The sequence below is a fragment of the Nonomuraea recticatena genome (genome assembly GCF_039533245.1).
Taxonomy (GTDB): Bacteria; Actinomycetota; Actinomycetes; order Streptosporangiales; family Streptosporangiaceae; genus Nonomuraea; species Nonomuraea roseola.
In genome coordinates this window covers 360,967-384,077 of sequence record NZ_BAAATE010000001.1, presented here as the reverse complement: position 1 = coordinate 384,077, position 23,111 = coordinate 360,967, and the positions used below count along the sequence as shown (strand labels likewise).

The window sequence follows — 23,111 nt, the reverse complement described above, 5'->3', positions numbered from 1 at the left end:
TCCTTGACGCTGGCCCATGGGTCCGCCAGACGGGATCTTGCCCTCAGCTTACAAACGCGGCGGCCCGTCGCGCTGCCCGGGAGCCGTGGACGACGAAAGGGCCCCGGTGAAGTCACCGGGGCCCTTCCGTTCAGGACAGGAGGCGGGGGTGGCTACCAGTCACCGCCACCGAAGTCGCCACCGCCGAAGTCACCGCCGCCGCCCATGTCGCCCCAGCCGCCGCCGCCCATGTCGCCGCCGAAGTCACCGGCGCCCGCGTCGGCGTAGCCGGCGCCGTAGCCGCCCATGCCGAAGCCGCCGCCGAGCATGCTGCCCATCATGGTGCCGACGAACATCATGGTCATGACGTCGCCGAAGCCGCCGTAGTAGCCGTAGGCGTAGGGCTGGTAGGCAGGCCCGGCGTCGTAGTAGGGACGGTACTGGCCGTTGACCATGACCTGGCGGGTCTGCGGGTCGTAACCGCCCTCCACCGCCATGGCGTCGGCCGCGCAGGCGGGCACCTCGCGGGGCGCGCCGCCGGCAGGGGCCCAGCGCACGTCGCGGACCGAGGGACCGTGCTGCGGGTTGAAGAAGCAGGGCGCCCTCCGCTCGGGGACGGGCTGGTTGTTGACCCTGGCCTTCACCACGGCCAGCGCGTAACGGCCGTCCTCGAGCGTCGTGGTGACGTCGCGGACCTGCTCGGCCTGCTGCACGGAGGCCAGCTGTGCCTTGGCCTTCTCGTAGGAGTCGAGGGCGGTCTGCCACTCGGTGATGTTCTGGCCGCCCGCGCCTGCCAGCCTGACGTCGCTGTCGAGCTCGGTGATCTCCTCACCGAACTTCGTGACGTCCTCCTCCACCGTGGTCTTGACCGCGGCGAGCTCGGCCTGGCGCCTGGCCTCGAGCTTCTTCTTCTTGTTCTTGGAGTAGAGGAAGTAACCGCCACCGCCGACCAGGGCCAGGGCGCCGAGGCCGACCAGCGCGCCGGTGCCGGAGCCTTCGCTCCCCGCGCTGCTGCCGGAGTTGAGCGCCGAGCGCTTGCCCGCGACGGCGAGGTCGATGCGGTTGGTGAAGTCCTCCATGCCCGCCACGACGTCGCCGGGGTTGGCGTTGACCGAGAGCTTGGCGATCTGGGTGACGTAGTTCTGCTTCACCTGGCTGGAGGAGGCGAAGAGGGTCTTGCCGTCGAGCACCGCAATGGTGGCGAGCGGGCGGCCGGCCGCGTCAAGGGCCTTGCCCAACGAGGTGAAATAGGCGCCCAGCTCTGACTCCTGCACCGTGTTGTCGGGCAGTGCCACGGCGTAGACCTTGTTGTCGGCACCCTTGAGCGCGTCGCGGATCCCCGACTGCTCGTCGGAGCTGAGCGGCGAACCTGACTGCACGAAGAGGGGGTCCCCGCCCTTCCAGGTGGAGATCACTGAGGCGGCGTCGGGTGGGGCCGCGGCGTACGCGGCCGGCGAGAGCGCGAAAACGGCGAACAGACCGGCGATCAGTGCCGCGATCGCGGCCGTCGTCCGGCGCAGCGGATGGGTCATTGGCAGCAAGCCTCCTTCGTCCTTAAGGACGAATGAGCGGTCAGCGAAGTTCCTCTCCTCCGAACCTACCCGCTACGCGCCCTTGATCTCGCAGATGGCCGCCCCCGAGGTGACGGTCTGCCCGACGGTCGCGGCCAGCCCCGTGACGGTGCCCGACTTGTGCGCCGTCAGCGGCTGCTCCATCTTCATCGCCTCGAGCACGACGATGGTGTCGCCCTCGGCCACGGTGTCGCCGTCGGCGACCACGACCTTGACGATCGTGCCCTGCATCGGGCTGACCAGCGTGTCGCCTCCGGCCGCCGCCTTCTTGGCGCCGCCCGCCCTCCTGCGCGACGGCCTGCCCGCCGTGGGCCTGGGCGCCGACGCGGCGAACCCCGCGGGCAGCACCACCTCGAGCCTCTTGCCGCCGACCTCGACGGTCACGCTCTCCCTCGCCGCGGGCTCGGCGCTCTCGACGGCCCCCGAGTACGGCGCCACGCCACCGCCCCACTCCGTCTCGATCCACCGCGTGTGGACGGAGAACGGCTCGGAGGTGAAGGCGGGGTCGGCGACCACGGCCCTGTGGAAGGGCAGGACCGTCGGCATGCCGTCGATCTCGAACTCGGCCAGCGCCCTGCGGGAGCGCTCGAGCGCCTCGGTGCGGGTGCGCCCCGTCACGATGAGCTTGGCGATGAGCGAGTCGAAGGTCTGGGGGACGGTCATCCCCGCCTCGTAGCCGGAGTCGAGCCGTACGCCGGGGCCCGAGGGGGCGCGCATCGCGGTCAGGGTGCCGGGAGCGGGAAGGAAGTTCCTGCCCGCGTCCTCCGCGTTGATCCTGAACTCGATGGAGTGACCGCGCAGCGGCGGATCGTCGTAGCCCAGCGGCTCGCCGTCGGCGACGCGGAACATCTCGCGCACCAGGTCGACGCCCGCGACCTCCTCGGTGACGGGGTGCTCGACCTGCAGGCGGGTGTTGACCTCGAGGAAGGAGATCGTGCCGTCCTGGCCGACGAGGAACTCGCAGGTGCCCGCGCCGACGTAACCGGCCTCGCGCAGGATGGCCTTGGAGCTGGTGTAGAGGGTCTCGACCTGCTCGGGGGTGAGGAAGGGGGCGGGAGCCTCCTCCACGAGCTTCTGGTGGCGACGCTGCAGGGAGCAGTCGCGGGTGCTGACCACGACGACGTTGCCGTGCGTGTCGGCCAGGCACTGGGTCTCGACGTGGCGGGGCCGGTCGAGGTAGCGCTCGACGAAGCACTCGCCGCGGCCGAAGGAGGTGACGGCCTCGCGCACCGCCGACTCGTAGAGGTCGGGGATCTCCTCGAGCGTCCTGGCGACTTTGATGCCGCGGCCGCCGCCGCCGTACGCGGCCTTGATCGCGATGGGCAGGCCGTGCTCGCTCGCGAACGCGAGCACCTCCTCGACCCCCGCGACCGGGTCCTTGGTGCCGGCGACCAGGGGCGCGCCGACCTTCTGCGCGATGTGCCTGGCCTGGACCTTGTCGCCGAGCGCGGCGATGGCGGAGGGCGGGGGCCCGATCCAGGTCAGGCCCGCGTCGATGACGGCCTGCGCGAAGCCGGCGTTCTCGGCGAGGAAGCCGTAACCGGGGTGGACGGCGTCCGCCCCCGTCTCGGCGGCGATGCGCAGCAGCTTGGCGATGTCGAGGTAGGTCTCGGCCGGCGACCGGCCGCCGAGCGCGTGAGCCTCGCCTGCGACCCTGACGTGGAGCGCGTCGAGGTCCTGCTCGGCGTAGACGGCGACGCTGGCGAGCCCGGCGTCCTCGCACGCCCTGGCGATCCGCACGGCGATCTCGCCACGATTGGCGATCAGAACTTTCCGCACCGACGTCTTTCCCTTCTCGACCAGGTCTGCAAAGGAGTCTAGGGGCGGCTACCTGCCGAGGTAGGCGCCGCCGTTCACGTGGAGGACCTGCCCCGTGAGATGGCCCGCACCCGGGGAGGCCAGAAACAGGACGGTTTCGGCGATGTCGTCCGGTGTGCCCGCGCGGCCGTTGCGGGTGCTCTCGACGCGGTGCCTGACACCCTCGGGCGTGAGGCGCCCGCGGAAGAACTCGGTGTCGACGACGAGGCCCGGCGCGACGACGTTGGCGGTCGCCTTGGAGCCGAGCTCGGCCGCCAGGTCGGCGGTCCACGACTCCATGGCGGCCTTGGCCGCGCCGTACGAGCCGGAACCGGTGCCGCGGGCGGCGATGGAGCCGATGGAGACGATCCTGCCGCCCTTGGACAGGCGGGGGAGCAGCGCGGTGGTGACCAGGACCGCCGACATCAGGTTGGCGTTGAGGTTCGCCCACCAGGCCTCGGCCAGGTCCTTCAGGTCGTTCTCGATCTTCTGCCGGTCGAGGTTGGTGTTGCCGCCCGCGTTGTTGACCAGCACGTCGACCGTCGCGGGCAGGTGGGCGAGCGCCTCCTGCACGGCGACGGGGCTGGCGGCGTCGAAGACGGCGTACGACGCGCCCAGCTTGTCGGCGGCCTCTCTCAGGACCTGCTCGCGCCGGCCGGTGATGGTGACCTTGTCGCCCTTCCCGGCGAACGCGGCGGCGATGGCGAAGCCGATGCCGGTTCCTCCGCCGGTGACCACAACCTCGCGCATGGTTGTCCCCCTTTATCCGAACAATCCTCTGGGCGACCATAGCCGCTCGGCATAACCCGGGGCGATGCCGGGGTTGCCTGCCTATCGTGAGGGCGCCCGTCGGTCGAATCTGGAGGAGCGCATGACGCACAACTTGCTCGGTGGCAACCCTGCGGAGATGCAGCAGATGGCCACCCAGTTCACCCAGCAGGCCGAGGCGGTGCGCAGCACCATGGCGGCGCTGGACCGCGAGGCGGCCAAGGTCGGCACCGCGTGGACGGGGCCTGGGGCCGACAGGTTCGGCGGCGCGTGGCAGAGCTACAGGGCCGCCTTCCAGCGGATGTCGGAGGAGCTGCAGGAAGCGGCCCGGGTGATCAACACCTATCGCGGCAACATCGAGTCGGCCACCCGCTGACACCCTCCTTCGTCCGGCCCGGCTCCCTCAATGGGCGCCGGGCCGGGAACTTCCGGACCATGCTGACGCCGGGCGAGCTTCGAGGGAACGGACTTTGGTCTGATATCGGGACAAGCTAGGCTCTGGCGCCATGATCGGAAGGGTCTTTGTCGCCGTCAACTTGGCGATGACAATCACGCTCGTGCCGCTCGCCGCCGAAGCCGCCCCCGCCAGATGCGATCCCGAGCCCGAACCGGGCCTGACGGAGATCTCCACACCGTGGGCCCAGACCCGCATGGACGCGCGGAGGGTGTGGCCGCTCACCAGGGGCGAAGGCGTCACCGTGGCGGTGATCGACAGCGGTGTCGACTCGAAGCATCCGCTGATCCCGCTCCGCAAGGAGATCGACTACAGCTTCACGGGCAACGGCGACTGCGTGGGCCACGGCACCGCTGTGGCGGGCATCATCGCGGGCAGGTACCGCAGCGACTTTCCCTTCCACGGCGTCGCCCCCGCCGTCACGCTCGTGTCACTCAAGCAGACGAACAAGTCGACGGGCGACGTCGCCATCCTCGTGAAGGCCATCACCGCAGCGGCCGACATGAATGTCGACGTGATCAATATCTCCACCCAGACCACCGACCAGCCCGATCTGAGGGCGGCCGTCAACTACGCCCTGTCCAAGGACATCGTGATCGTCGCGGCCGCGGGCAACTCCGCTCCCAGCGACAAGGAGAAGAAGGAGTTCCCCGCCGCCTACGAGGGTGTGCTCTCGGTGGGCTCGGTGGGACCCGAGGGCCAGCGCTCGGAGTTCTCCAACACCAAGTCCAACGTGGCCGTCATGGCGCCGGGCCAGGAGATCACCAGCACGTGGCCGGGTGGGCTGTTCATGGACGAGCTGAGAGGGACGAGCTTCGCCGCGCCGTACGTGGCGGGGGTGGTCGCGCTGGTTCGCTCTCGCTATCCCAAGCTCAACCAGGAGCAGGTAAGGCGGCGCGTCGAGGTGACCGCCGACGGCGCGCTCGGCAACGGCACGGGTGCGGGCGTCGTCAACCCGTTGCTCGCGGTCACCGCGGTGCTGCCGTCCCAGCAGGTGGAGCTGGCTCCTCCGCTACCGCCCCCGCTGCCGGAGAGCGCCATCGCCAAGACGCCGGCCGTCGACTGGCGGGCGATCACCGTGGCGGGGATGGTGGCGTCCTGCGCGCTGGTGCTCGCGGGCGTGATCCTGGCCGCGCGGCTGGTCGTGCCGCTGGGCAGGCGCAGGGGATGGCGCCCCGGACGCCCTAATTGATTACGACTTGACGGTGAACTGTAAGGATCTGTCCCGAAACTCTCGTGACGCATGGGGCGGATTTGGTTCAATGTGCTCTGATCATCATTTGTCGTTGAAAGGTGGGTCATGGACGCCGTGTCGCCAGGAGACCCTGAGCGCTTTGATGACTACGCCATCGTTGGACGCCTGGGCGAGGGCCCGCGCGGCGTGGTGTACCTGGGGCGCGACTCCGATGACGGAGAACTGCGTGTCATCAAGCCGCTGACGGGCGAGTCCGCGGATGACAGCGAGACCCTGGACCGGCTGCGCAGCGTCAAGCGCGTCTCCAGTTCCTATGTGGCCCGCGTGTACGACGTGGGCGTCGTGGACGGCCGGCCTTACGTGGTGCGCGAGCACGTCGAGGGCCGCAGCCTGGCCCAGACCGTCGAGGCTGAAGGCCCGCTCAGCGGTGACGCGCTGGAGCGGGTGGCAGTCGGTGTGCTCACCGCGCTGACCTCCGCGCACCTGGCGGGCGTGACCCACAGGGCCCTCACCCCGCACAACGTGATCCTCGGGCCGGACGGCCCGAGGGTGACCGACGCGGCGATCGGCGAGCCCGCGGGCGAGCTCGGCTACCGCTCGCCCGAGCAGCTGAAGGAACTGCGGTACGGCCCGCCCTCGGACGTCTTCTCGTGGGCGGCGACCGTGGTGTACGCCGCCACGGGACGCGCTCCCTTCGAGCACGAGGCGCAGGCCGTACTCAACGAGAAGCCCGATGTCGGCCCGCTGCCTCAGCCTCTGCGCAGGGTCGTGGTGGCGGCGCTGTCGAAGGAGGTGGCGACGCGGCCGACCACCTATACCGCGTTGCTGCAGCTCCTTGGCGACAAGAACTCCGACAAGCTGGTCGCCGGCACGCCCGCGGTGATCGTTCCTGACCCTTCGCCGCCGTTGGAGGGCACGCTCAGGCTGCCGATGTACCGGACCCCCGAGCCCGATCCCGTCGAGACGGCGCCCGTGCAGGCCGCGGCCCCGGCATGGGGCCCGCCGCCGGCCGAGGCTCCGCAGGAGCCGTCGCACGGCCCTCACCCGATCGTCTCGGTACCCGCGCAGGGACCGCCGCCTGCCCGCAGGCCGTTCCCCATCGGCCTGGTCGCCGCGCTGGCGGCGGTCGTGCTGATCTCCGCGCTCGGCCTGTGGGGCGCCAACCGCTATGCGAGCACGACCCTGAACACGGTCGCGGCCGAGGGCAAGCAGCTCGCCGAGTCCGTGCCGAGCCCCAAGGGCGACGTGCCGGCCACTGACACGGGCAGCGGTGTCTCACAGCCGCAGCCCCCGGGCACACAGCAGGGCCAGGCCAAGGTGACGGTCCCATGGGCCAAGACGCCAGGACCTGAGTCGACCGACGTCATGCCGTTCGAGCTGCCGACCGACGACCCGAACAGCCTGCTGCCCCAGCCCGAACTGACTTCGGTCCCTTCGCCGGTGCCGGTGCCGACCCAGAACATCGCCGTGCCGCCCACGACGGTCGCGCCGGTCCCCTCGTCGGCACCCACCGTCACGGTGACGGCCGAGCCGACGCCCAAGCCGGAGGCGAAGCCCAGTAAGACGAGGGAGGGCGAGCCCGAATCTCCGCCGGAGAAGAAGCCGACTCAGGAGCCGGAGAAGAAGCCCACTGAGGAGCCGGAGAAGAAGCCGACTCCGGAGCCGGAGCCCACCCCGACCCCGACCCCGACTCCCACGCCGACTCCCAAGCCTGAACAGCCCACCGTGGCGCCCTCGACGACGAAGCCGGCCGACCCCAAGCCGACCAAGAGTGTGGAGCCGCAGCCGACCAAGCCCGCCGAGCCCAAGCCCAAGCCGACGCCGACGCCGACGCGGACCGCGGTTCCGACTCCGACGAAGCCTTCGGAGCCGCCCGCTGAGAAGACCAACCCCTACACGCCGGCCCAGGCGTGCGGTGGCGGGTTCTACGTGCAGCGTCAGCAGGCCTTCGCCGGTGGCACGACCTACCAGCTGTACAACAACAGCACCGGCTACAACTGCGTGGTCACGATGAAGACCGCCAACATCGGCCAGTTGACCCGTGTCAGCGCGACCCTCGAAGTTCAGGGCAAGGGTGCTACCACCGACAGCGGCGACTACAAGTACTACGCGGTCGCCAAGGCGTACGGGAAGGGCAGCTGCGTGAAGTTCTCCGGCAGCACGGCTCAGGGCAGCACCAGCTCTGGCTTTGACAACTGCGGATGACCTGATACGCGGAAGTAACCACAGATAACTTCGGTGAAATGAATCGGGCGGATCATGACCGAAAGGCGTGATCCGCCCGATTCATTTCGCAGGAGACTCTGTGCGCGAACAGCCATCTTTGGACCTCGACTTAGCCCACCTCCACACCGTCGCCGCCGCGGCCTTCAGGGACATCGGCGCCGACCTCCGCGCCGCGGTGGCGCAGGCGGTCAGGGAACTGGAAGAGCTCGGGCACTGGCCGATCGGGGAGGAGACGGACAAGCAGTTCGTAGCGTGGTACCGGCCCAAGCAGGCCGAGACGCTCGGGCTGCTCGGCCAGTTCGGGGAGGCCTACGATGACGTCGGCGAGAAGCTGACCACCATGCGGGACAACGTGGCGGTGGCCGACTGGGCCAGCGCCGACGATCTGACGATCAAGGACATTCCCGTCTACGGGCCGAAGGATCTCGAGGACCTCACGCCGAAGGGCCCCCTGCCGTGATCGCCGCCGCCCTCCCCGTCAACCGGCTGATGATGGCGTTCATGGCAGGCACGGCCGGCACGCTGGTGGGTCTGCGCGTGTGGGCGGGGGTGGTCGCCCCCGAGATCTCGCCGGAGAAGCTGCGCAGCGCCGCGCGGTCCCTCAACAAGCTCGCCGACGCGCTCGACGGCGGAGAGGACCCTAGGAACGGGCTCGCCCACCGTGCCGACCAGGCCTACGCCTCGGTCGTCAAGAACAACGCCGGAGCGGGGATCGACTCCTTCGCCACCGTCTACAACACCAACATCAGGCCGCTGCCCGCCGCCTTCGTGGCCGACCTGCGGGTCGTCGCCTGCGTGTGCACGGCCTACGCCAAGCTCGTCGACGACGTGCGCCGCCGCTTCGCCGAGGTCGAGAACGAGCTGCTGCAGCTGGTGTGGATGGTCATGTTCCAGCCGATGACGACGTGGTTGTACGTCGTGGCCACGGTCAGGATCGTCAAACTGATCAAAACGGCGCGGCTGCTCAAGGCCCTCTTCGGGGCGAACGCGACCAGGATCTTCAGCGCGGGGTTTCCCGCCTACGCACTAACCACGCTCGTCTACGCGACGGTGGACGGCGTCGCCTACGCGAGCGGCTCCGTCGGCATCAAGGCCATGGTCAACCTCTCCCACGGTCAGCCGGTCGGCCCGGCGAAGGAGAACGCCGCCGAGTTCCTGCGGATCTGGACCGGCAACACCGGTTACGTCCTGGGCTACGATGCCGCCAAGTTCCCGATGCGGAACCTGCCGTCCAGCCGTGTCACGGAGCTGTTCGCCCGACTGGCGGGTTCGGGGCTCGGCTACACGCCCGCCTACAACCTGTCCGACGGCGTCGACGGCCAGATCGCCACCACTCCCGAGGAGTGGGAGGGAAAGCTCGAGGGACACGGCCTGCGGGCGCTGATCTTCCCGCCTGGATGGCTGCCTGGCCGCTAGTAGGGCCGGTATCCGCCGCCGCGCTCCAGGGAGGCGATGCCGGGGTGATGGGCCAGGTCACCGTATCTCTTGTAGGTGTAGAGCACGCCGGCGATGATGTTGTCGACCGGCTCGAGGATCTGCTTGTGCCCCGGCAGGGCGTGGGTGTTGAAGGTGGGCGGGATCGTCTGCATGAGCCCCTGTGACGGCACGCCGTTCTTGGCGTTGATGTCCCAGTTGTTGATCGCGCTGGGGTTGCCGCCTGACTCGTGATGGATGATCGTCCAGATCCGCTCGATGTCCTTGGGATCGTTGGGGTCGAGGTCGCTCACGTCGATGCCGCGCGAGCGCATGATCCCGGCCATCTCCGGCGATCTGATGACCTTCAGCGCTTCCTTGATCCACTCGACCACCTGGGCGCGGGGGGCGGGCACGTCACCCGCTGAGGAGACGCCTCCGCCTCCGCCGTACCCTCCGCTTGCGCCGTACCCCGCTCCTCCACCGCCGCCACCGCCGGCCGGATTCGCCCCGGCCAGCTCGGTGGACCTGCTGAGATCCGTGGGCCGCCACTGCAACGTGGTGCGGTTGTCGGTGGGAACGAAATCACGCAGGAGAGGATCTCCGATGCTCTCGTATGTGACCGTCCTCAGCTTCAGCGCGTCTGTCAGGGCCGTCTTGGCCTCGCTGAGAGCGGTGTTCGCCTTGGAGACCCAGCCCTCGGCGTCGGAGACGGCCTTCTTGCCCATCTCCTCCAGTCCCTTGTTGACTCCTTGCGGGTCGTCGGGGTTCAGCTTGGCCCACTCATCCCGATACCGTCCCGCCCGCGTGATGAGGTCCTCGCGGATCCACCTGACCTTGCCTTCGGCGGTTTCCAGGGTCCCCGCCAGCGTCTCCACCGCGTTCGCGCAGCCCGCCAACGCGTCGTGCAGGCCGTCACCCGCCTTGCCGTAGTTCTGCATGTAGCTCTGGAAGGAGTTGGCCGAGTCGCCGTGCCAGGTCCTGTCCACCTCGGTGACGGCCTTGCCGAGCTTGCCCGTCTCATCGAGGACCTCGCTCGCGATCGCACGCCACTGTTGGGCCATCGTGCGGATGGCCGCCGGATCACAGTTCACCTTGTGGATGAGCGCGTCCAGCTTGTCGACGCCCGGCGTCGCGCCGCTCATGGCTTGTCCGCCGCGCGGATGTTCGTCTCGACCTTGTCGAGCGCTCGCTCGACGCCTCCCAGTTTGCTTCTGGCCAGCCCGAGATCCGTCCCGAGGACATCACGCCAGATCTTGTCGATGTCGATCGCCAGGCTCTGGGAGTTGTCGAGCCTGCCGAAGACGGTGGAGTCGGTCAGTTTGCCCGGCAGCGGTGGCAGCTTCCTGGGCGACATCATGTCGCCGGGCACGAGCGCCTTGCTCGCGTTCTTCGCCGCCCTCGCGCACTCGTCCAGTGCTTGGAAGTGGACATCAAGACCAGCCACCGGCCACGCCTCCCGGAGATGCTCAAACGGACAAGATCGAGCATAGCGGCCAGGTAGTTTGTCGCGCTTGCGATGACGGGTCGACGAGCCGTCTCCCGCCCTACCCGAGCAGCTGGTCGAGGAGCGGGCCAGGCAGGACGGTGACGTGCGCACACGTTCACGGCCCCGCCGGCTCGCGATCATGGCAGGTAGGCGGTCTGCGTCAGTCGCGCGCCCGCCTTCCTGTCGACGTAGAAGCCTCGGCCGACCGGCAGCGGCTGCGGGCGGATGTTTCCGAAGACATAGCCCTCGTCTCTGTTGCCCGACATGACCAACGCCGGGCTGGCCATGTCCTTGATCTTGGTGATGATCGGGTCGAACATCGCTCTGCCGACGCCGCCCATCTGTCGGGACATGATCAGGTGCAGGCCGATGTCGCGGGCCTGCGGGAGTAGGTCGGCCAGTGGCGCGAGGGGGTTGTTCGAGGTGGCGACCAGATCGTAGTCGTCGACCACGATGTAGAGGTCGGACCCCTGCCACCAGCTGCGCGATCGCAGTTGCTCGGACGTCAGGTTGGCGGGTGGCAGGCGCTTCAGCAGCGCCTGGCGGGCGTCATTGATCAGCTCCGCGGCGGCGGTGCTCGACGCCGCGTAGCCGATTCTGTGCTCGGTGGCCGCCGAGTCGAGCAGGGACCTGCGGTAGTCGATCACGATCATCATCGCCTCGCGCGGAGTCTGCCTGGCCACCACGCTCTCGGCGATGAGGCGCAGGAGATTCGACTTGCCGCTCTCCGTGTCGCCGACGACGATGAAGTGCGGGTCGGACTCCAGGTCGAGCAGCACGGGCGCGAGCGTGGCCTCGTCGATGCCGACCGGGATGACCTTCCGTCCCGTCTCGTCGGGGCCGGGCAGCAGCTCGGCGGGCAGCACCGAGGGGAGCAGCCGCACCTCGGGCGCAGGAGGGCCCTGCCACGCCTCCCTGACCGCCTGCACGAGCGCGCGCAGGCCCACCGAGACGTCCTCGGCGTTCTGCACGCCGTCGAGTCTGGGCAGCGCGGACAGGAAGTGCATGCCTTCCTTGGTGAGGCCGCGTCCTGGAGCCCCCTCCGGTACGGCGAGCGCCGACTTGCGGTTGATCTCCGACTCGTAGGCGTCGCCCAGCTTGAGCTCGATCCTGGTGCCGAACAGGTCGCGGATGCCGGGCCTGAACTCCGACCACTTGTTGGTGGCGGCCACGATGTGGATGCCATAACCGAGGCCCCGCGCGGCCAGGTCGGTGATCGTCGGCTCCAGCGACTCGAACTCCTGCCTGACGGTCAGCCAGCCGTCCACGATGAGGAACACGTCGCCCCAGCCGTCGCCCTCGATCTCGCCCTCGGCCATCATCCTGCGGTAGGAGGCGATCGAGTCGATGCCGTTGTCGCCGAACATCCGCTCCCGCTGTTGGAGCAGGGAGGCGATCTCGGCGACCGTACGGCGGACCCTGTCGGCGTCCAGGCGGCTGGCGACGCCGCCCACGTGCGGGAGCCCGTCGAGGCTCGCGAGTGCCCCACCACCGAAGTCGAGGCAGTAGAACTGCACCTCGCGCGGGGTGTGGGTGAGTGCCATGCTGGCGATCATCGTGCGGAGCACCGTGCTCTTACCGCTCTGCGTGCCGCCCGCCACGCCGACGTGTCCCGACGAGCCGGACAGGTCCAGCCAGAACGGGTCGCGCCGCTGCTCGAAGGGCTTGTCGATGATGCCGATGACGGAGTGGAGCCTGCCGCGCCCCGCCCAGCCGGTGGTCGTCAGGCCGAGCTCGGGCGTGACCGACAGCGGCGGCAGCAGCTGCGCCAACGTCGGCGGCTGGCCGAGCGGCGGCAGCCAGATGCGGTGGGCGGCGGGGCCGCGATCGCGCAGCCGGTCCACCATGATGTCGAGCAGGCTGGTCTGCGACGTCTTGTCCTCCGACGGCTCCAGCTCCTTCGACGGCTTCTCCACCACGGGGATGGGGACGAAGGCGGGACTGTACTCCACGACCTCGCGGACGGGGCCACTGCCCGAGGAGGTGGCTGCCTGGTAGGGGTCAGCGGTGTAGGGGCCCGAGACGTAGGCGGCCTTGAACCGCGTCATGCCGGTGGTGTCGAACTTGAGGTAACCGTTGCCGGGCGCGGACGGCAGCTCGTAGGCGTCGGCGACCCCCAGCACGACCCTGCTCTCCATGGCGGAGAAGGTGCGCAGGCCGATCCGGTAGGACAGATGGGTGTCCAGGCCGCGCAGCCGCCCCTCTTCCAAACGCTGTGAGGCGAGCAACAGGTGGACTCCGAGCGAACGGCCAAGCCTTCCGATCATCACGAACAGGTCGATGAACTCGGGCTTGGCCGACAGCAGCTCGCTGAACTCGTCGAGCACGACGAAGAGCGTGGGCAGCGGCGCCAGGTCCGCGCCCTGCTCCCTGGCCCGCTCGTAGTCGCGTAGCGAGGCGTAGTTCCCCGCCGAGCGCAACAGCTCCTGGCGGCGGACCATCTCGCCGTGCAGGGCGTCGTGCATGCGGTCGACCAGCGGCAGCTCGTCTTCGAGGTTGGTGATGACCGCGGAGACGTGCGAGAGCGACTCGAGGCCGAGGAAGGTCGCGCCACCCTTGAAGTCGACCAGGACGAAGTTGAGGATCTCCGAGGAGTGCGTGACAGCGAGGCCGAGCACCAGCGTGCGCAGCAGCTCGCTCTTGCCTGACCCCGTGGCGCCGATGACCAGGCCGTGCGGACCCATGCCGCCCTGCGCGGACTCCTTGATGTCGAGCTCGACCATGCGGCCGTCGGCGCCCAGCCCGATCGGCACCCGCAGCCTGTTACGGCCCGCGCGGGGCCGCCACGTCTGCTCGGTGTCGAGCCTGGTCGGGTCGCCCACGCCGAGCAGGTCGGTGAGCGTGGTGTTGATCGAGAGGACGTCCTGCGCCTCGCCGCCCGAGGCGGCGGACGACAGCCTGAGAGGTGCCAGTTGCCTGGCCAGGCCCTCGCTCCTCAGGTAGTCGAGCGCGTCGGGTTCGCCGAGCCGGGTGTTGGTCGCCTTGCCGGTGTGGTCGAGCTTGATCATGTGGAAGGCGTCGCGCTGGATGTCCAGCCGTAGCATCGCCTTCTCCTCCACCACTCCCGCGGCGTCGGACAGGTCGATCACGGTCACGCCCTGGATGGCGTCCATGCCGAGCTGGGAGTCGTGCGGGACGTACCCGCCGTCCACGACCACCACGTGGTACGGCAGCGCGTCCGCGGGCGCGCCAGGCTTGAACCTGGCCCGCTCCTTCAGGTCGCCGCCGACCAGCCGGTCGAGCTCGGCGAGGTCGTCCGCCATCAGCCGCACCTGGCCCGCCAGGTCCGACTGCTCGGGATGCAGAGCATGGGGCAGCCACTTGACCCAGTCCCAGTGCGGCATCGACTCCTTGCCGGCACAGATCATGATGCGCAGGTCGTCGGGCGAGTGGAAGACGACCATCTGCGCGATCATCGCTCTGACCAGGTCACGGACCGCCTGGCGGTCACCCGACAGCTTGATGCGGGCGAAGGAGCCGAGCGCCACGGAGACGGGCAGCTCGGACACCGTCGCGTGCGCCCTGACGAACCTGCGCAGCGCGCCGGCGGTCAGCGCGTCGAGGTCCTCGACGGGCTTGGAATCCGGTGGGACGAGCTGGATGGCCAGCTTCTGGACGCCGGTGCCGAGACGTACGGTGCCGAAGTCGGGGTCGCGCTGCCTACGCTCCCACAGGCGCGGGCCCATCGCGATCCACCAGAGCGAGTCGGGTGCGGGGCCGCTCCACTCCAGGGCCTCCCGCTGCTGCTTGGCCGCCCTGCGGGCCTTCCTGCGCACCTGCGACAGGTAACGGAAGTAGTCGCGGCGCAGGCCGTTGAGCCGTTGCTTGCGCTCGCCCGACTGCCTGCCGAGCTGGCCGAGGGTCATGCCCACCATGGAGAAGGCGAACAGGCCGCTGGCGACGTACATGAGCGGGCTGGAGTGGCCTCCCGCCGTGAACATCAGCCCCATCGCCGCGCCACCTGCGATCATCGGCAGATAGGTCAGGATCATCATGAAGCCCTGGCCCTGGACCTCGGGGATCTCGGGTGGAGATTCCAGCAGAACCTCGCCACGCGGTGGCTTGGGACTGGCACGGCGTTCGGGCCGTCGCACAATGACGATGCTCACACGGCAATTTCTTACCATCAATGCGGGTCGTTCCGCTTGCCCGATATGTTCATTCTGTGAAGTCGCTTGCTCATGGACCATCCCCTCAAGGCCCGATGCAGCAGGGCGCTCTCGCGCAGATGCCCGCTCCGATTCCGGCCCTGTGCCACGTCACAATCGTGGGACCGCGCAGACGAGCCGATCTCGCGTTGCCCGCGGACATCCCGCTGCCGCACGTTCTGCCCGGTCTGCTTCGTGCGATGGACGAAGTGGGCGGCGACGCCGCGGCGTCCTCGGGCTGGATGCTGCAGCGCCTTGGCGGCCCCCCGCTCGACATCGGTCAGAGCCTCGGCGCGCTGGGCGTACTCGACGGCGAGGTGCTCTATCTGAGACCGCGGGAAGCGGTGCTGCCCACCGCGCTCTACGACGACGTGGCCGACGTGGTGGCGGGTGGCGTCAGGGACGGCTCGGGCAAGTGGACACCCGACCATACGCGCCTGGCGGGCACCGCGTCCGCGTGCGCGCTGCTTGTCGGGGGCGCGCTCGCGCTGTTCCTCGCGGGGCCGCCGTGGACGATCAGGGCGATCGTGGCGGGCGTGTTCGCGCTGCTGCTGGTGGTGACGGGCGCGGTCATGTCGAGGGCGATCGGCGATTCGGCGGTGGGCGCGCCGATCGGGTGGGCCGCGCTGCCGTACGGGTTCCTCGCGGGCCTGCTCGCGCCGGGAGGCGCGGGCGTCGCCGCGCCGAACCTGCTCGCAGCCTTCGCCTGCACGGCGCTGGTGGCCGCGTTCGGCGGCACGCTGACCTCCGACGGCCTGCCTGGATTCCTCGGTACGGCCATCGCCTCGGTCACCGGCGCGATCGGAGCGGCGGTCGTCATGATCTGGGGCATCCCCGCCGCGGGCGTGGCGGCGGTAGCGGCCACCGTGCTGCTGGCCTTCACCCCTCTGTTCCCCACCCTGGCGTTCAGGATGGCCAGGCTTCCGCTGCCCACCATGCCGACGAGCGCGGAGGAGTTGCGCAGCGACAACCAGAACCTCGACGCCACGCAGGTCAAGGAGCGCACCGCCAAGGCGCAGTCCTACGTGACGAGTCTGATCGCCGGCTTGAGCCTGGTGGCGGCCTGCGCGCTCTTCCTTCTCGTCCTGGACGGCGGCTGGGCCGCCAGGATCATGGTCGTGGTCCTCGCGGTGACGCTGATCATGCGGGCCAGGGTCTTCCACGGGCTCGGTCAGCGGATCTGGTTGCTCGTGGCCGGCCTGGGCGGGCTGGCCGCCCTGGGGCTGTCGCTGAGCGTCGGCAGGGGCGACATCGCCGCCGTCGCCGTCGGCGTGGGCCTGCTGTGGGTGTCGTTGATCGCCGCGGGACTCGGGATGTGGCTGCCCACGGGCAAGCCGTCGCCGTTCTGGGGCCGCGCCGGTGACATCGTGGACCTCATGTTGATCGCGGCGCTGTTCCCGCTCGCACTCGGTGTCCTCGACGTCTACGCGTGGGTGCGCGGCCTGTCAGGCTGATGTGATCAAGAGTCGTCCCAGCCCCGTCGATCGATCGCTGTGGCCGCGGTCGACCGACGGGCCCACGATCTCCGGGTGTCCTGCGCCTGCCCTGGCGGCTCTGACGCAGGCCCCGGTCGTCGTCCACGGCGTCAGTGGCGACGCTCGATCGCCCGCTGGGCCGCCCTCAGTCCGTTCATCAGTTCGTCCTTGGACGTGGCCGCGGCCTCCTCTGCCGCGACGACCGCGGTCAGGATCGCGTCGGCGAGTTCCACGGCGTCCAGCCGTCTTCTGCTCAGTGGGTTGATGTCGAGCTTGAGCAGGCTGCCGAGCGCGTCGGTGGTCGCCACGATGCGGCCCTCGTCGGCGCTGGCGGTGAACTCGCGGATACTCCACTGGTCAACCATGTCATCGGCCCGATCCGCCAGTGCCATCAGGTCGTCGAGCTTCGCCTGGACGGCTTCCATCTCCTGCACCGGTCATCCCTCCCTCAGCACGTTCTGGATGTAGGGGGCCAAGGGGTCGCTGTCATCCGTGGAGACCTGCGGGCCGGCCAGGTCTCGCATGAGATCGGTCAGCCGCTCGCCGATGGCGAGCCGGGCGGCGACGATCGCCTCCTGGACGGCTTCGGCGAGCTCGACGTGGTCGAGATCGCGTAGCTTCTGGCTGTCGATGGACAGAGTGAGAAGGCGGCCCGTGCCCGCTACTTCGGCGCGCACCGTCTGTGTGGGGTCGGTGCCTTCGAGCCTCTGCTCGTCCAGGTCGCCCATTGCCGCGGTCAGGGAGCCGACCCAGCCGTCCAGCTCGCGCATCAGACCGTCGAGATCGCCGATCTTGCCCTGGGCGAAGGCCTCGGCGTCTTTCACGGGCTCTCCTTGCCCGCGGGGATCCAGTTCTTCTTCACCTGGGCGGCGTCGCCGATGGTGGGTGAGATATTGAGATCGCGGGGGCCCATCGCGGGGTTGCCGGATCGGTAGAAGGCGCCTCTGAGGTCGTTGAGTTTCAGTTCCAGCTTGTTGAGTTCGCCTTCGTAGGTGTAGTAGACGTCCGCGAACTGCTTGACGAGGTTGCCGGTCGCGCTCATGAAGACGCCGACCTGAGTCATCAGCGCCACTCTGCCGACGGGATGGAGGCTCATGGTGGCCAGCGTCCGAAGGATGGGTGCCGAGGTGGCGTACAGGCCGAACACCGACAGGTCGTATTCGGAAACCTCCTTGAACTGCGACTGCATGGTGCCGCTCATTTCTCCGGAGATCTTGCCGAGTTGGCTGTAGAGGCCGTTGACGTTGAACCGGATGTACTGCTGGAGCATCTCGACCGCATGCCCTTTCCAATGCGGTGAGATGTCGTCGAAGTAGGAACGCCACAGGTCGGACCTGTTGCCTTCCAGCAGGCCGGCCATGTCCTTCCACCGTTCGCGGCGGTCGTAGAACAGGAACGGGTTGCCCAGGTTGAGCGTGGCCGCCACGTCCAGCGCGATCGCGGCTATCCCGAGCCCGGACATGGCCATCGCGGCTCTGGTGGTCTGCCGCAGAGGGTTGAGGCCGCTGATCAGGCGCTTGTAGAAGCCCGGGTCGGTGCGCGGGGTCGGGGTGGGCTGGACCGTGACGGCGCGCACCACGTTGCCGCTGCGGTTGGCGATGTGAAGCTGCTGAGAGGATGCCGGCGGGGGAGTCTCGCGGGGAAGGAAGATCTTCGGCGGCTCGTTCGGTGGGGTTGACATCGCTGCCGTTACTTCTTCGGGACAGCTGCGGCCCGTTCGGCCGCCATGTAGACGTCGGCCGCGTGGAACAGTTGGCCGCTGTCGGTGCCCAGGACTCCTCCGAGGATGCCTGCGCTGTCGCGCCAGGTGTGGGAGATGTTGTTGAAACGGCCGACGAACGGCAGGCCGACGATGGGGATGCCCGCGAGCGGGACCAGGTTCCAGCCCTCGAAGACGGGGGTGTGCTCCTTGAGTGTGTGGACACCGGTCGCCGAGCTGTCCATGGTGCCGGCGAACTTCCTCACGAAGCCGGCATGTGTGTCATACCCGCCGGCGGGGGAACTGGGCCCGCTGGGGTCGACCGGACGCGAGGGGACGTTCCCGGAGGTGGCGAGCAGCTGGGGGCGCAAGGCCGGCGGGAGACACGTCGGAGGCGGGCAAGCGGGGGTATGCGGGCAAGGACTGACCGCAGAAGATGGGGGTGCACTCGTAGATGGCGGCAAGACGTCAGGCATGCGGCGATTGTATTTTTTGTTTCGCCCGGACCTGCCTTTAGACGCTCAACGTCAAGAAGGAATTCACGGAGCCTTAACTTCGCCCCGAGTGGCGCGCGCCGGAATCGACCTTTTACCGCGTGAGTACCTGTGGCAATTGTTAAGCATTACCAATTCATTGGATTCGGAACAGCCGATCGGACTCATACCCGCACACGCGGGGCCGGCCAGGGGCGCCACCGTCCTTGAGGCCCTCCGCGGCCGGGGGCGGGCGCCCCCGGCAGCCGGAACGTCAAGCGGATCGCGCCGGAGGGGGACCTTGCCGAACGCCCGTGATTGCGGAGTTAACCGACAACCGCTACGTTGCTGGTCGTTTGCCCCTCCAGGATGGAGTAGCCGGTGCAGGACTTCGGGGACTTCGCGAACCTCGACATTGACAAGCTCCTCAAGACCGCGGAAGAGCAGTTCTCCCGCGTCGAGGAGGTCCAGAAGACCATGGCCGAGCTCGTGGGCAAGGCGAAGGACGAGGACGGCCTTGTCACCGCCGAGTACACCAGCGCCGGCCTGACCATGCTCGAGCTGCACCCGAAGGCGATGCGGCTGGGCTCGGGGGAGCTGGCGGACAAGGTCAAGGCTGTCGTCCAGGAGGCCACGGCCGACCTGCAGCGGCAGGTCAACGAGACCATGGGCGAGATGTTCGGTGAGGACGAGAACCCCATGAAGTTCATCAGCAACCCCGACGCGGCCCTGGAGCAGGTGAAGAACGCCGAGGCCGCCTACAACAGGACGTTCGAGGACGTGATGGGCGAGCTCGACAAGATCCGCCGCCGCCTCGACCTCTAGGCCTTCGCCGTCTGCTTCTCGTTCAGCTTCTTCTCCCAGCCGCTCTCCGCCTGCTTGAAGTCCGGCTTGCCGCCCTCGGGGTTGGTGACCTTGCTGTTCAGCTGGGCCTGCTGCGTGAGGAGCCATCCCTCGCCCAGCGAGAGGACAGCGCCCGCAGTGCCGATCATCACCATTTTCTTGCTCAGGGCACCGCTGACCACGCGTAGAACCCCGTTGGAGACCGCCAACATCCCGATACGGCTCGCCAGCGTGCCGATCATCGGTGCCGCCGCCGCCACGGCGGCCGCGTAGGCGGCGATCAGCATCGTGGTTCCCGCGGTGGCCGACAGGACAGCTCCGCCCTTGGACACCGTGGAGCATGCCCTGCACACGTCACGCGCGCACTCCTTGATCCGAATGTCGGTGTTCACATCGGCGATCAGATCCTTGGCGTTCTTGAGGAACTCCTTCTGGTCGTCGGCGCTCCACTCCTTGGGCATCTGGGCGTTCTTGTCGACCTTTTCCAGCCCGGTGAGCGCCGTCCGCATATGGCTTACCGACTCCTCCCACGCGTTGGCGAGGGTGTCCTGCGCGTCAGGGCTGCAGGTCTGCGCGCCCATGGCCAAGGGGATGGCGAATGCCGCGTTGCTCGGCGCGAGGTAGGCGGCGAACGTGCTGCTGGCGATCCCCTCGACGTACATGGCCATCCACATGTCCATGAGCTCAGCCCTTCTCGTACTTGCTGCTGTCGTCGGCGTCTTTCCAGGTGAGCGACGACTTCTGCAACGCCGTGTCCCAACGGTTGACCAGAGAGACACCTCCGGTCAGGTAGTCGGAGGCCGCGGAGCGGGCCCGGTCGTGCCCCACCGACAGCGGGATGCCCGCCACGCCGAAGATCAGCAGGTCGGACCTGTTGCCCGTGACCTTGCTGAACGCGTTCCTCAGCTCGGGGGCGACCTCGTTGATCACGATGTGGGCCACATTCTTGATGGCCTTGGCGCTGGCGTATTTGTCCTCGGTGTAGCCGCCGTTGTTGGCGCCGTCGCCCTTGCCCTGGTCGCCCTTGCCCTGGTCGCCGTTGCTGCCCGTCCCGGAAGGTCCTCCGCCCCCTCCGGAAGGTCCTCCGCCGCCACCGGAGGGCCCACCGCCGCCACCGGAGGGCCCACCGCCACCTCCGGAGGGTCCCCCGCCACCTCCGGAGGGTCCCCCGCCACCGCCGCTGGGCCCGCCGCCAGGGGCGGGGATATCGGGGATGCCGGAATCGCCGCCGGGAGCGGGGACGTCACCGGTCCCGTCACCCTCGCCAGGCTTGTCGCCTTCGCCAGGCTTGTCGTCCCCGGGCTTGTCGCCTTCGCCAGGCTTGTCGCCTTCGCCAGGCTTGTCGTCCCCGGGCTTGTCGCCTTCGCCAGGCTTGTCACCCTCGCCGGGCTTGTCGTCCCCAGGCTTATCGCCTTCGCCGGGCTTGTCGCCTTCGCCAGGCTTGTCGCCTTCCCCGGGCTTGTCGTCTCCGGTGCCCTGCTCGCCGCCCGGAGCGGTCGGGTCGCCGCTGCCCTCCTGCCCGGGCACCTCGCCCGGGGCCTGGTCCGAGCCGTCGCCCCCTGAACCGTCCTGGTCCTGCTCGCCCGAGCCGCCGCCTCCGTCGCCGTCCTGGTCGTCGGCGCCGGTGGCGGGGTCATCGATGTCCTTGAGGCCGCCCTCGAGGTCGGCCATGTCGGCGTCGCCGCTGCCCTCGACGGACTCGGCGACCAACCCCTCCTCCGCGTCCGCGTCGCGGTCGGACGGATCCCACTCGGGGTCGCCCTCGGCCGCCTCCGGTTCGACGAAGCCCGGCTCGGTGTCCGCGGGCTCGTCCGACTGGGCGGGATCGACGGAGGTCGGTTCCGCGTCAGCGAGTGCGGTGGGCCCCGTGACGGGCGCGTCACCCGCGTCGCCGGTCGGCGAGCCTCCCGGATCGGCGGATGCGGTGGCGAACGGCACGGCACCGTCGCCCCCACCGTGTGGAGCGTCGTCGATGTCCCGTAAGCGATCAGGTTCTGCGGGCAGCCCCCAGTTGAGAAGGCTGTCCATGCTGCGTTGCTCGCTCACCCGGCCTCCGTCCCCCGGCACTCAGTGATCCGAAACAGTAGCTCAAGACGGGACACTCCAGGCAGCAGGAGAGGCCGATCGTTGTCTGCGTTGACTCGGGCTCGACAGCGGAGGTCAATGGCATGCAATTCGACTACCTGCGGGTTTGCCGGGGGGCCATCTCAATGTGATCGATCTGTGATCTGCGTGCATGGTGATTATGTTGCGACAGGGGTCCTATGTGCCCTTTGATGTTTGATGCGGTGATCGCTCCCCGTCTATCGACGGCAGAGGCCGTAACGGGGGTGGCGCCGCTTCTGCTCGGAGCCACACGGCACAGGAGGTACTGGTGGCGGAGTTCTATCAGGCGAGCGCATCCCAGATCGAACGGGCCATGCTGCTCGTGGTGAAGGCGGAGGAGGAGATCGAAGGTCTCCGCCAGGCCGTCATTCTGACCGGTGAGAACCTTGCGACAGGTTGGGCGGGTGCTGCGGCCAAGTCCTTCGGCGAGGCCATGATCGGCTGGGACGACAACATGAAGGTCGTCCGAAACGACCTCAAGAGCGTCGCCGAGAAGCTCGGCGCGAACGCGCAGACCTACGCGCGCGTCGACGACGAGAACAAGGGCGCGTCCTTCGTCCAGAACCTCATCAATCGCTAGGAGAGATCGCCATGCCCAGTCCGCACAACGATGTCGGTGCGAGCGACCGCGTCAAGGTCAATTTCGGGACGATGGACGTCGTCAGTGGCGACCTCGTCGCGATGGTGAACAAGTTCGAGCAGATCACCACCGACCTCATGCGGGACCTCGCGCTGGTGCTGGGAACCGGGGACGGCCAGGACCAGGCGGGCGACCAGAACGCCTGGGCCGGTGGCGCTAAGGCCTTCTTCGAGCAGAAGAAGATCGAGTGGACCCGGCAGGCCGAGCAGATGCGCACCGAGCTGGGGGCAGCCCAGAAGCACGTCAACCAGGCCAACGAGAACTACCAGATCGCCGAACGGCACAACACCGCCATGTGGACGCAGTACTGAGGCTGCTCTGGTCGGCTTACCGGTCACCGCTTCCGGTGGTGGCCGGATTTGTCGTCGTCGTGAGTATGGAAGGGCATCATGGCAGGACCTGACGGCGGGTGGCCGGGGCTGAACGGCGACGAGAACACCGTCGAGTTCAGCGTCGAACGGATGCGCGCGATCGCCAAGGAAATGCGCGGCGTCCTTTCCGTGATGAACGGCAGGGGCATGGGCGGCCCGGCGATCCCGGGTGAGCGGTTCATGACCGGGGCGATGGAGAGCGTTCAGGGACATGCCAGGATCAGCCGCGACGAGATCGGAACGTGGCCCGCCGCGGCCACGTTCGCGAACGCGGTCGGCTCGGGCGGTCCCGACGGCACGAGCACGAGCGGAGCGAGCATCCCCGGCGGCAACGGCGTCGGCTTCGAGATGGTCTACGCGAAGTTTGTCTCGACGTTCGAGAAGGTCGTGCAGGCCCTCGAGGACCATGCCGTGGAGTACGAGAAGAGCAACCGCTTCAACGGCGGCTGACGCCTGCGCAAGAG

General features: G+C 68.7%; 22 protein-coding genes. 10 read left to right on the top strand and 12 right to left on the bottom strand.

The features are described from left to right. Positions 1-152: 152 nt before the first annotated feature. The 3 genes from ABFX50_RS01765 to ABFX50_RS01755 all read right to left on the bottom strand — a co-directional run bounded on the left by ABFX50_RS01765 (position 153) and on the right by ABFX50_RS01755 (position 4,097). A complete protein-coding gene (locus ABFX50_RS01765) occupies positions 153-1,511 on the bottom strand; it encodes a hypothetical protein (protein WP_346142644.1) in 1,359 nt (452 codons plus the stop codon). 72 nt (positions 1,512-1,583) lie between these two features. After that, the gene (locus tag ABFX50_RS01760) at positions 1,584-3,329 is read right to left on the bottom strand and encodes an acetyl/propionyl/methylcrotonyl-CoA carboxylase subunit alpha (RefSeq protein ID WP_346142642.1); all 1,746 of its coding nucleotides are present in this window, start codon (positions 3,327-3,329) and stop codon (positions 1,584-1,586) included. Positions 3,330-3,377: 48 nt separating this feature from the next. After that, positions 3,378-4,097, bottom strand: a complete 720-nt coding sequence (locus tag ABFX50_RS01755) for an SDR family NAD(P)-dependent oxidoreductase (protein WP_346142640.1) — start codon at positions 4,095-4,097, stop codon at positions 3,378-3,380. Between the two features lie 121 nt (positions 4,098-4,218). On the opposite strand from ABFX50_RS01755, the gene ABFX50_RS01750 reads away from it, so the two are divergent. The 5 genes from ABFX50_RS01750 to ABFX50_RS01730 all read left to right on the top strand — a co-directional run bounded on the left by ABFX50_RS01750 (position 4,219) and on the right by ABFX50_RS01730 (position 9,406). Continuing rightward, positions 4,219-4,491 (top strand): WXG100 family type VII secretion target, encoded by a 273-nt coding sequence (locus ABFX50_RS01750; RefSeq protein WP_183650405.1) that lies wholly within the window; start codon positions 4,219-4,221, stop codon positions 4,489-4,491. Between the two features lie 130 nt (positions 4,492-4,621). Next, a complete protein-coding gene (mycP, locus tag ABFX50_RS01745) occupies positions 4,622-5,761 on the top strand; it encodes a type VII secretion-associated serine protease mycosin (protein WP_346142638.1) in 1,140 nt (379 codons plus the stop codon). 108 nt (positions 5,762-5,869) lie between these two features. Further along, entirely contained in the window at positions 5,870-7,969 is a 2,100-nt protein-coding gene (locus ABFX50_RS01740; protein WP_346142636.1) for a protein kinase domain-containing protein, read from the top strand. Between the two features lie 100 nt (positions 7,970-8,069). After that, entirely contained in the window at positions 8,070-8,450 is a 381-nt protein-coding gene (locus tag ABFX50_RS01735; protein ID WP_346142634.1) for a hypothetical protein, read from the top strand. Then, positions 8,447-9,406: a hypothetical protein gene (locus ABFX50_RS01730; RefSeq protein WP_346142632.1), complete on the top strand. Its 960-nt coding sequence runs from the start codon at positions 8,447-8,449 to the stop codon at positions 9,404-9,406. The genes ABFX50_RS01735 and ABFX50_RS01730 overlap by 4 nt, the downstream gene beginning before the upstream one ends. Here ABFX50_RS01730 and ABFX50_RS01725 read toward each other — a convergent pair. From ABFX50_RS01725 to eccCa, 3 genes are all read right to left on the bottom strand, one after another. After that, the gene (locus tag ABFX50_RS01725; protein WP_346142630.1) at positions 9,403-10,548 is read right to left on the bottom strand and encodes a WXG100 family type VII secretion target; all 1,146 of its coding nucleotides are present in this window, start codon (positions 10,546-10,548) and stop codon (positions 9,403-9,405) included. The two genes, ABFX50_RS01730 and ABFX50_RS01725, sit on opposite strands and share 4 nt — an antisense overlap. Next, complete coding sequence (locus ABFX50_RS01720; RefSeq protein WP_183650389.1) at positions 10,545-10,850, bottom strand: hypothetical protein; 306 nt, start codon at positions 10,848-10,850, stop codon at positions 10,545-10,547. Before ABFX50_RS01720 ends, ABFX50_RS01725 begins: the two co-directional genes overlap by 4 nt. 179 nt (positions 10,851-11,029) lie before the next feature. Next, the gene (eccCa, locus tag ABFX50_RS01715) at positions 11,030-15,001 is read right to left on the bottom strand and encodes a type VII secretion protein EccCa (RefSeq protein ID WP_346142628.1); all 3,972 of its coding nucleotides are present in this window, start codon (positions 14,999-15,001) and stop codon (positions 11,030-11,032) included. A 20-nt stretch (positions 15,002-15,021) separates the two neighbouring features. On the opposite strand from eccCa, the gene eccD reads away from it, so the two are divergent. Next, positions 15,022-16,494 carry a type VII secretion integral membrane protein EccD gene (gene eccD / locus ABFX50_RS01710; protein WP_346142626.1) on the top strand — a complete coding sequence of 491 codons (1,473 nt, stop codon included), beginning with the start codon at positions 15,022-15,024 and terminating at the stop codon, positions 16,492-16,494. 131 nt (positions 16,495-16,625) lie between these two features. On the opposite strand, the gene ABFX50_RS01705 is transcribed toward eccD, so the two are convergent. Genes ABFX50_RS01705 through ABFX50_RS01690 form a run of 4 tightly spaced genes read right to left on the bottom strand, consistent with a single transcriptional unit; the run spans position 16,626 to position 18,480 of the window. After that, positions 16,626-16,940 (bottom strand): YbaB/EbfC family nucleoid-associated protein, encoded by a 315-nt coding sequence (locus ABFX50_RS01705; protein WP_346143032.1) that lies wholly within the window; start codon positions 16,938-16,940, stop codon positions 16,626-16,628. Positions 16,941-16,952: 12 nt separating this feature from the next. Then, a complete protein-coding gene (locus ABFX50_RS01700) occupies positions 16,953-17,339 on the bottom strand; it encodes a YbaB/EbfC family nucleoid-associated protein (protein ID WP_346142624.1) in 387 nt (128 codons plus the stop codon). Continuing rightward, positions 17,336-18,196, bottom strand: coding sequence for a hypothetical protein (locus ABFX50_RS01695; RefSeq protein WP_346142623.1), 861 nt, complete (start codon positions 18,194-18,196; stop codon positions 17,336-17,338). The genes ABFX50_RS01700 and ABFX50_RS01695 overlap by 4 nt, the downstream gene beginning before the upstream one ends. An 8-nt stretch (positions 18,197-18,204) precedes the next feature. Beyond that, entirely contained in the window at positions 18,205-18,480 is a 276-nt protein-coding gene (locus ABFX50_RS01690; RefSeq protein WP_183650371.1) for a hypothetical protein, read from the bottom strand. Between the two features lie 588 nt (positions 18,481-19,068). Between ABFX50_RS01690 and ABFX50_RS01685 the strand changes: the two genes are divergently transcribed. Next, a complete protein-coding gene (locus ABFX50_RS01685) occupies positions 19,069-19,512 on the top strand; it encodes a YbaB/EbfC family nucleoid-associated protein (protein WP_183650368.1) in 444 nt (147 codons plus the stop codon). Here ABFX50_RS01685 and ABFX50_RS01680 read toward each other — a convergent pair. After that, positions 19,509-20,210, bottom strand: a complete 702-nt coding sequence (locus tag ABFX50_RS01680; protein WP_346142621.1) for a hypothetical protein — start codon at positions 20,208-20,210, stop codon at positions 19,509-19,511. The genes ABFX50_RS01685 and ABFX50_RS01680 overlap by 4 nt on opposite strands. Positions 20,211-20,214: 4 nt before the next feature. Then, entirely contained in the window at positions 20,215-21,576 is a 1,362-nt protein-coding gene (locus ABFX50_RS01675) for a hypothetical protein (RefSeq protein ID WP_346142619.1), read from the bottom strand. 328 nt (positions 21,577-21,904) lie between these two features. On the opposite strand from ABFX50_RS01675, the gene ABFX50_RS01670 reads away from it, so the two are divergent. The 3 genes from ABFX50_RS01670 to ABFX50_RS01660 all read left to right on the top strand — a co-directional run bounded on the left by ABFX50_RS01670 (position 21,905) and on the right by ABFX50_RS01660 (position 23,097). Next, the gene (locus tag ABFX50_RS01670; RefSeq protein WP_183650359.1) at positions 21,905-22,216 is read left to right on the top strand and encodes a WXG100 family type VII secretion target; all 312 of its coding nucleotides are present in this window, start codon (positions 21,905-21,907) and stop codon (positions 22,214-22,216) included. 11 nt (positions 22,217-22,227) lie between these two features. After that, a complete protein-coding gene (locus tag ABFX50_RS01665) occupies positions 22,228-22,587 on the top strand; it encodes a WXG100 family type VII secretion target (RefSeq protein WP_183650355.1) in 360 nt (119 codons plus the stop codon). A gap of 78 nt (positions 22,588-22,665) precedes the next feature. Continuing rightward, positions 22,666-23,097 (top strand): hypothetical protein, encoded by a 432-nt coding sequence (locus ABFX50_RS01660; protein WP_183650352.1) that lies wholly within the window; start codon positions 22,666-22,668, stop codon positions 23,095-23,097. Positions 23,098-23,111 lie beyond the last annotated feature (14 nt).

Coding starts and splice junctions, on each gene's coding strand:
- ABFX50_RS01765 (WP_346142644.1), bottom strand. CDS start 1,511: ATGACCCATCCGCTGCGCCGGACGACGGCCGCGATCGCGGCACTGATC.
- ABFX50_RS01755 (WP_346142640.1), bottom strand. CDS start 4,097: ATGCGCGAGGTTGTGGTCACCGGCGGAGGAACCGGCATCGGCTTCGCC.
- ABFX50_RS01750 (WP_183650405.1), top strand. CDS start 4,219: ATGACGCACAACTTGCTCGGTGGCAACCCTGCGGAGATGCAGCAGATG.
- mycP (WP_346142638.1), top strand. CDS start 4,622: ATGATCGGAAGGGTCTTTGTCGCCGTCAACTTGGCGATGACAATCACG.
- ABFX50_RS01740 (WP_346142636.1), top strand. CDS start 5,870: ATGGACGCCGTGTCGCCAGGAGACCCTGAGCGCTTTGATGACTACGCC.
- ABFX50_RS01725 (WP_346142630.1), bottom strand. CDS start 10,548: ATGAGCGGCGCGACGCCGGGCGTCGACAAGCTGGACGCGCTCATCCAC.
- eccD (WP_346142626.1), top strand. CDS start 15,022: ATGCGGGTCGTTCCGCTTGCCCGATATGTTCATTCTGTGAAGTCGCTT.
- ABFX50_RS01705 (WP_346143032.1), bottom strand. CDS start 16,940: ATGGAAGCCGTCCAGGCGAAGCTCGACGACCTGATGGCACTGGCGGAT.
- ABFX50_RS01695 (WP_346142623.1), bottom strand. CDS start 18,196: ATGTCAACCCCACCGAACGAGCCGCCGAAGATCTTCCTTCCCCGCGAG.
- ABFX50_RS01680 (WP_346142621.1), bottom strand. CDS start 20,210: ATGGACATGTGGATGGCCATGTACGTCGAGGGGATCGCCAGCAGCACG.
- ABFX50_RS01665 (WP_183650355.1), top strand. CDS start 22,228: ATGCCCAGTCCGCACAACGATGTCGGTGCGAGCGACCGCGTCAAGGTC.
- ABFX50_RS01660 (WP_183650352.1), top strand. CDS start 22,666: ATGGCAGGACCTGACGGCGGGTGGCCGGGGCTGAACGGCGACGAGAAC.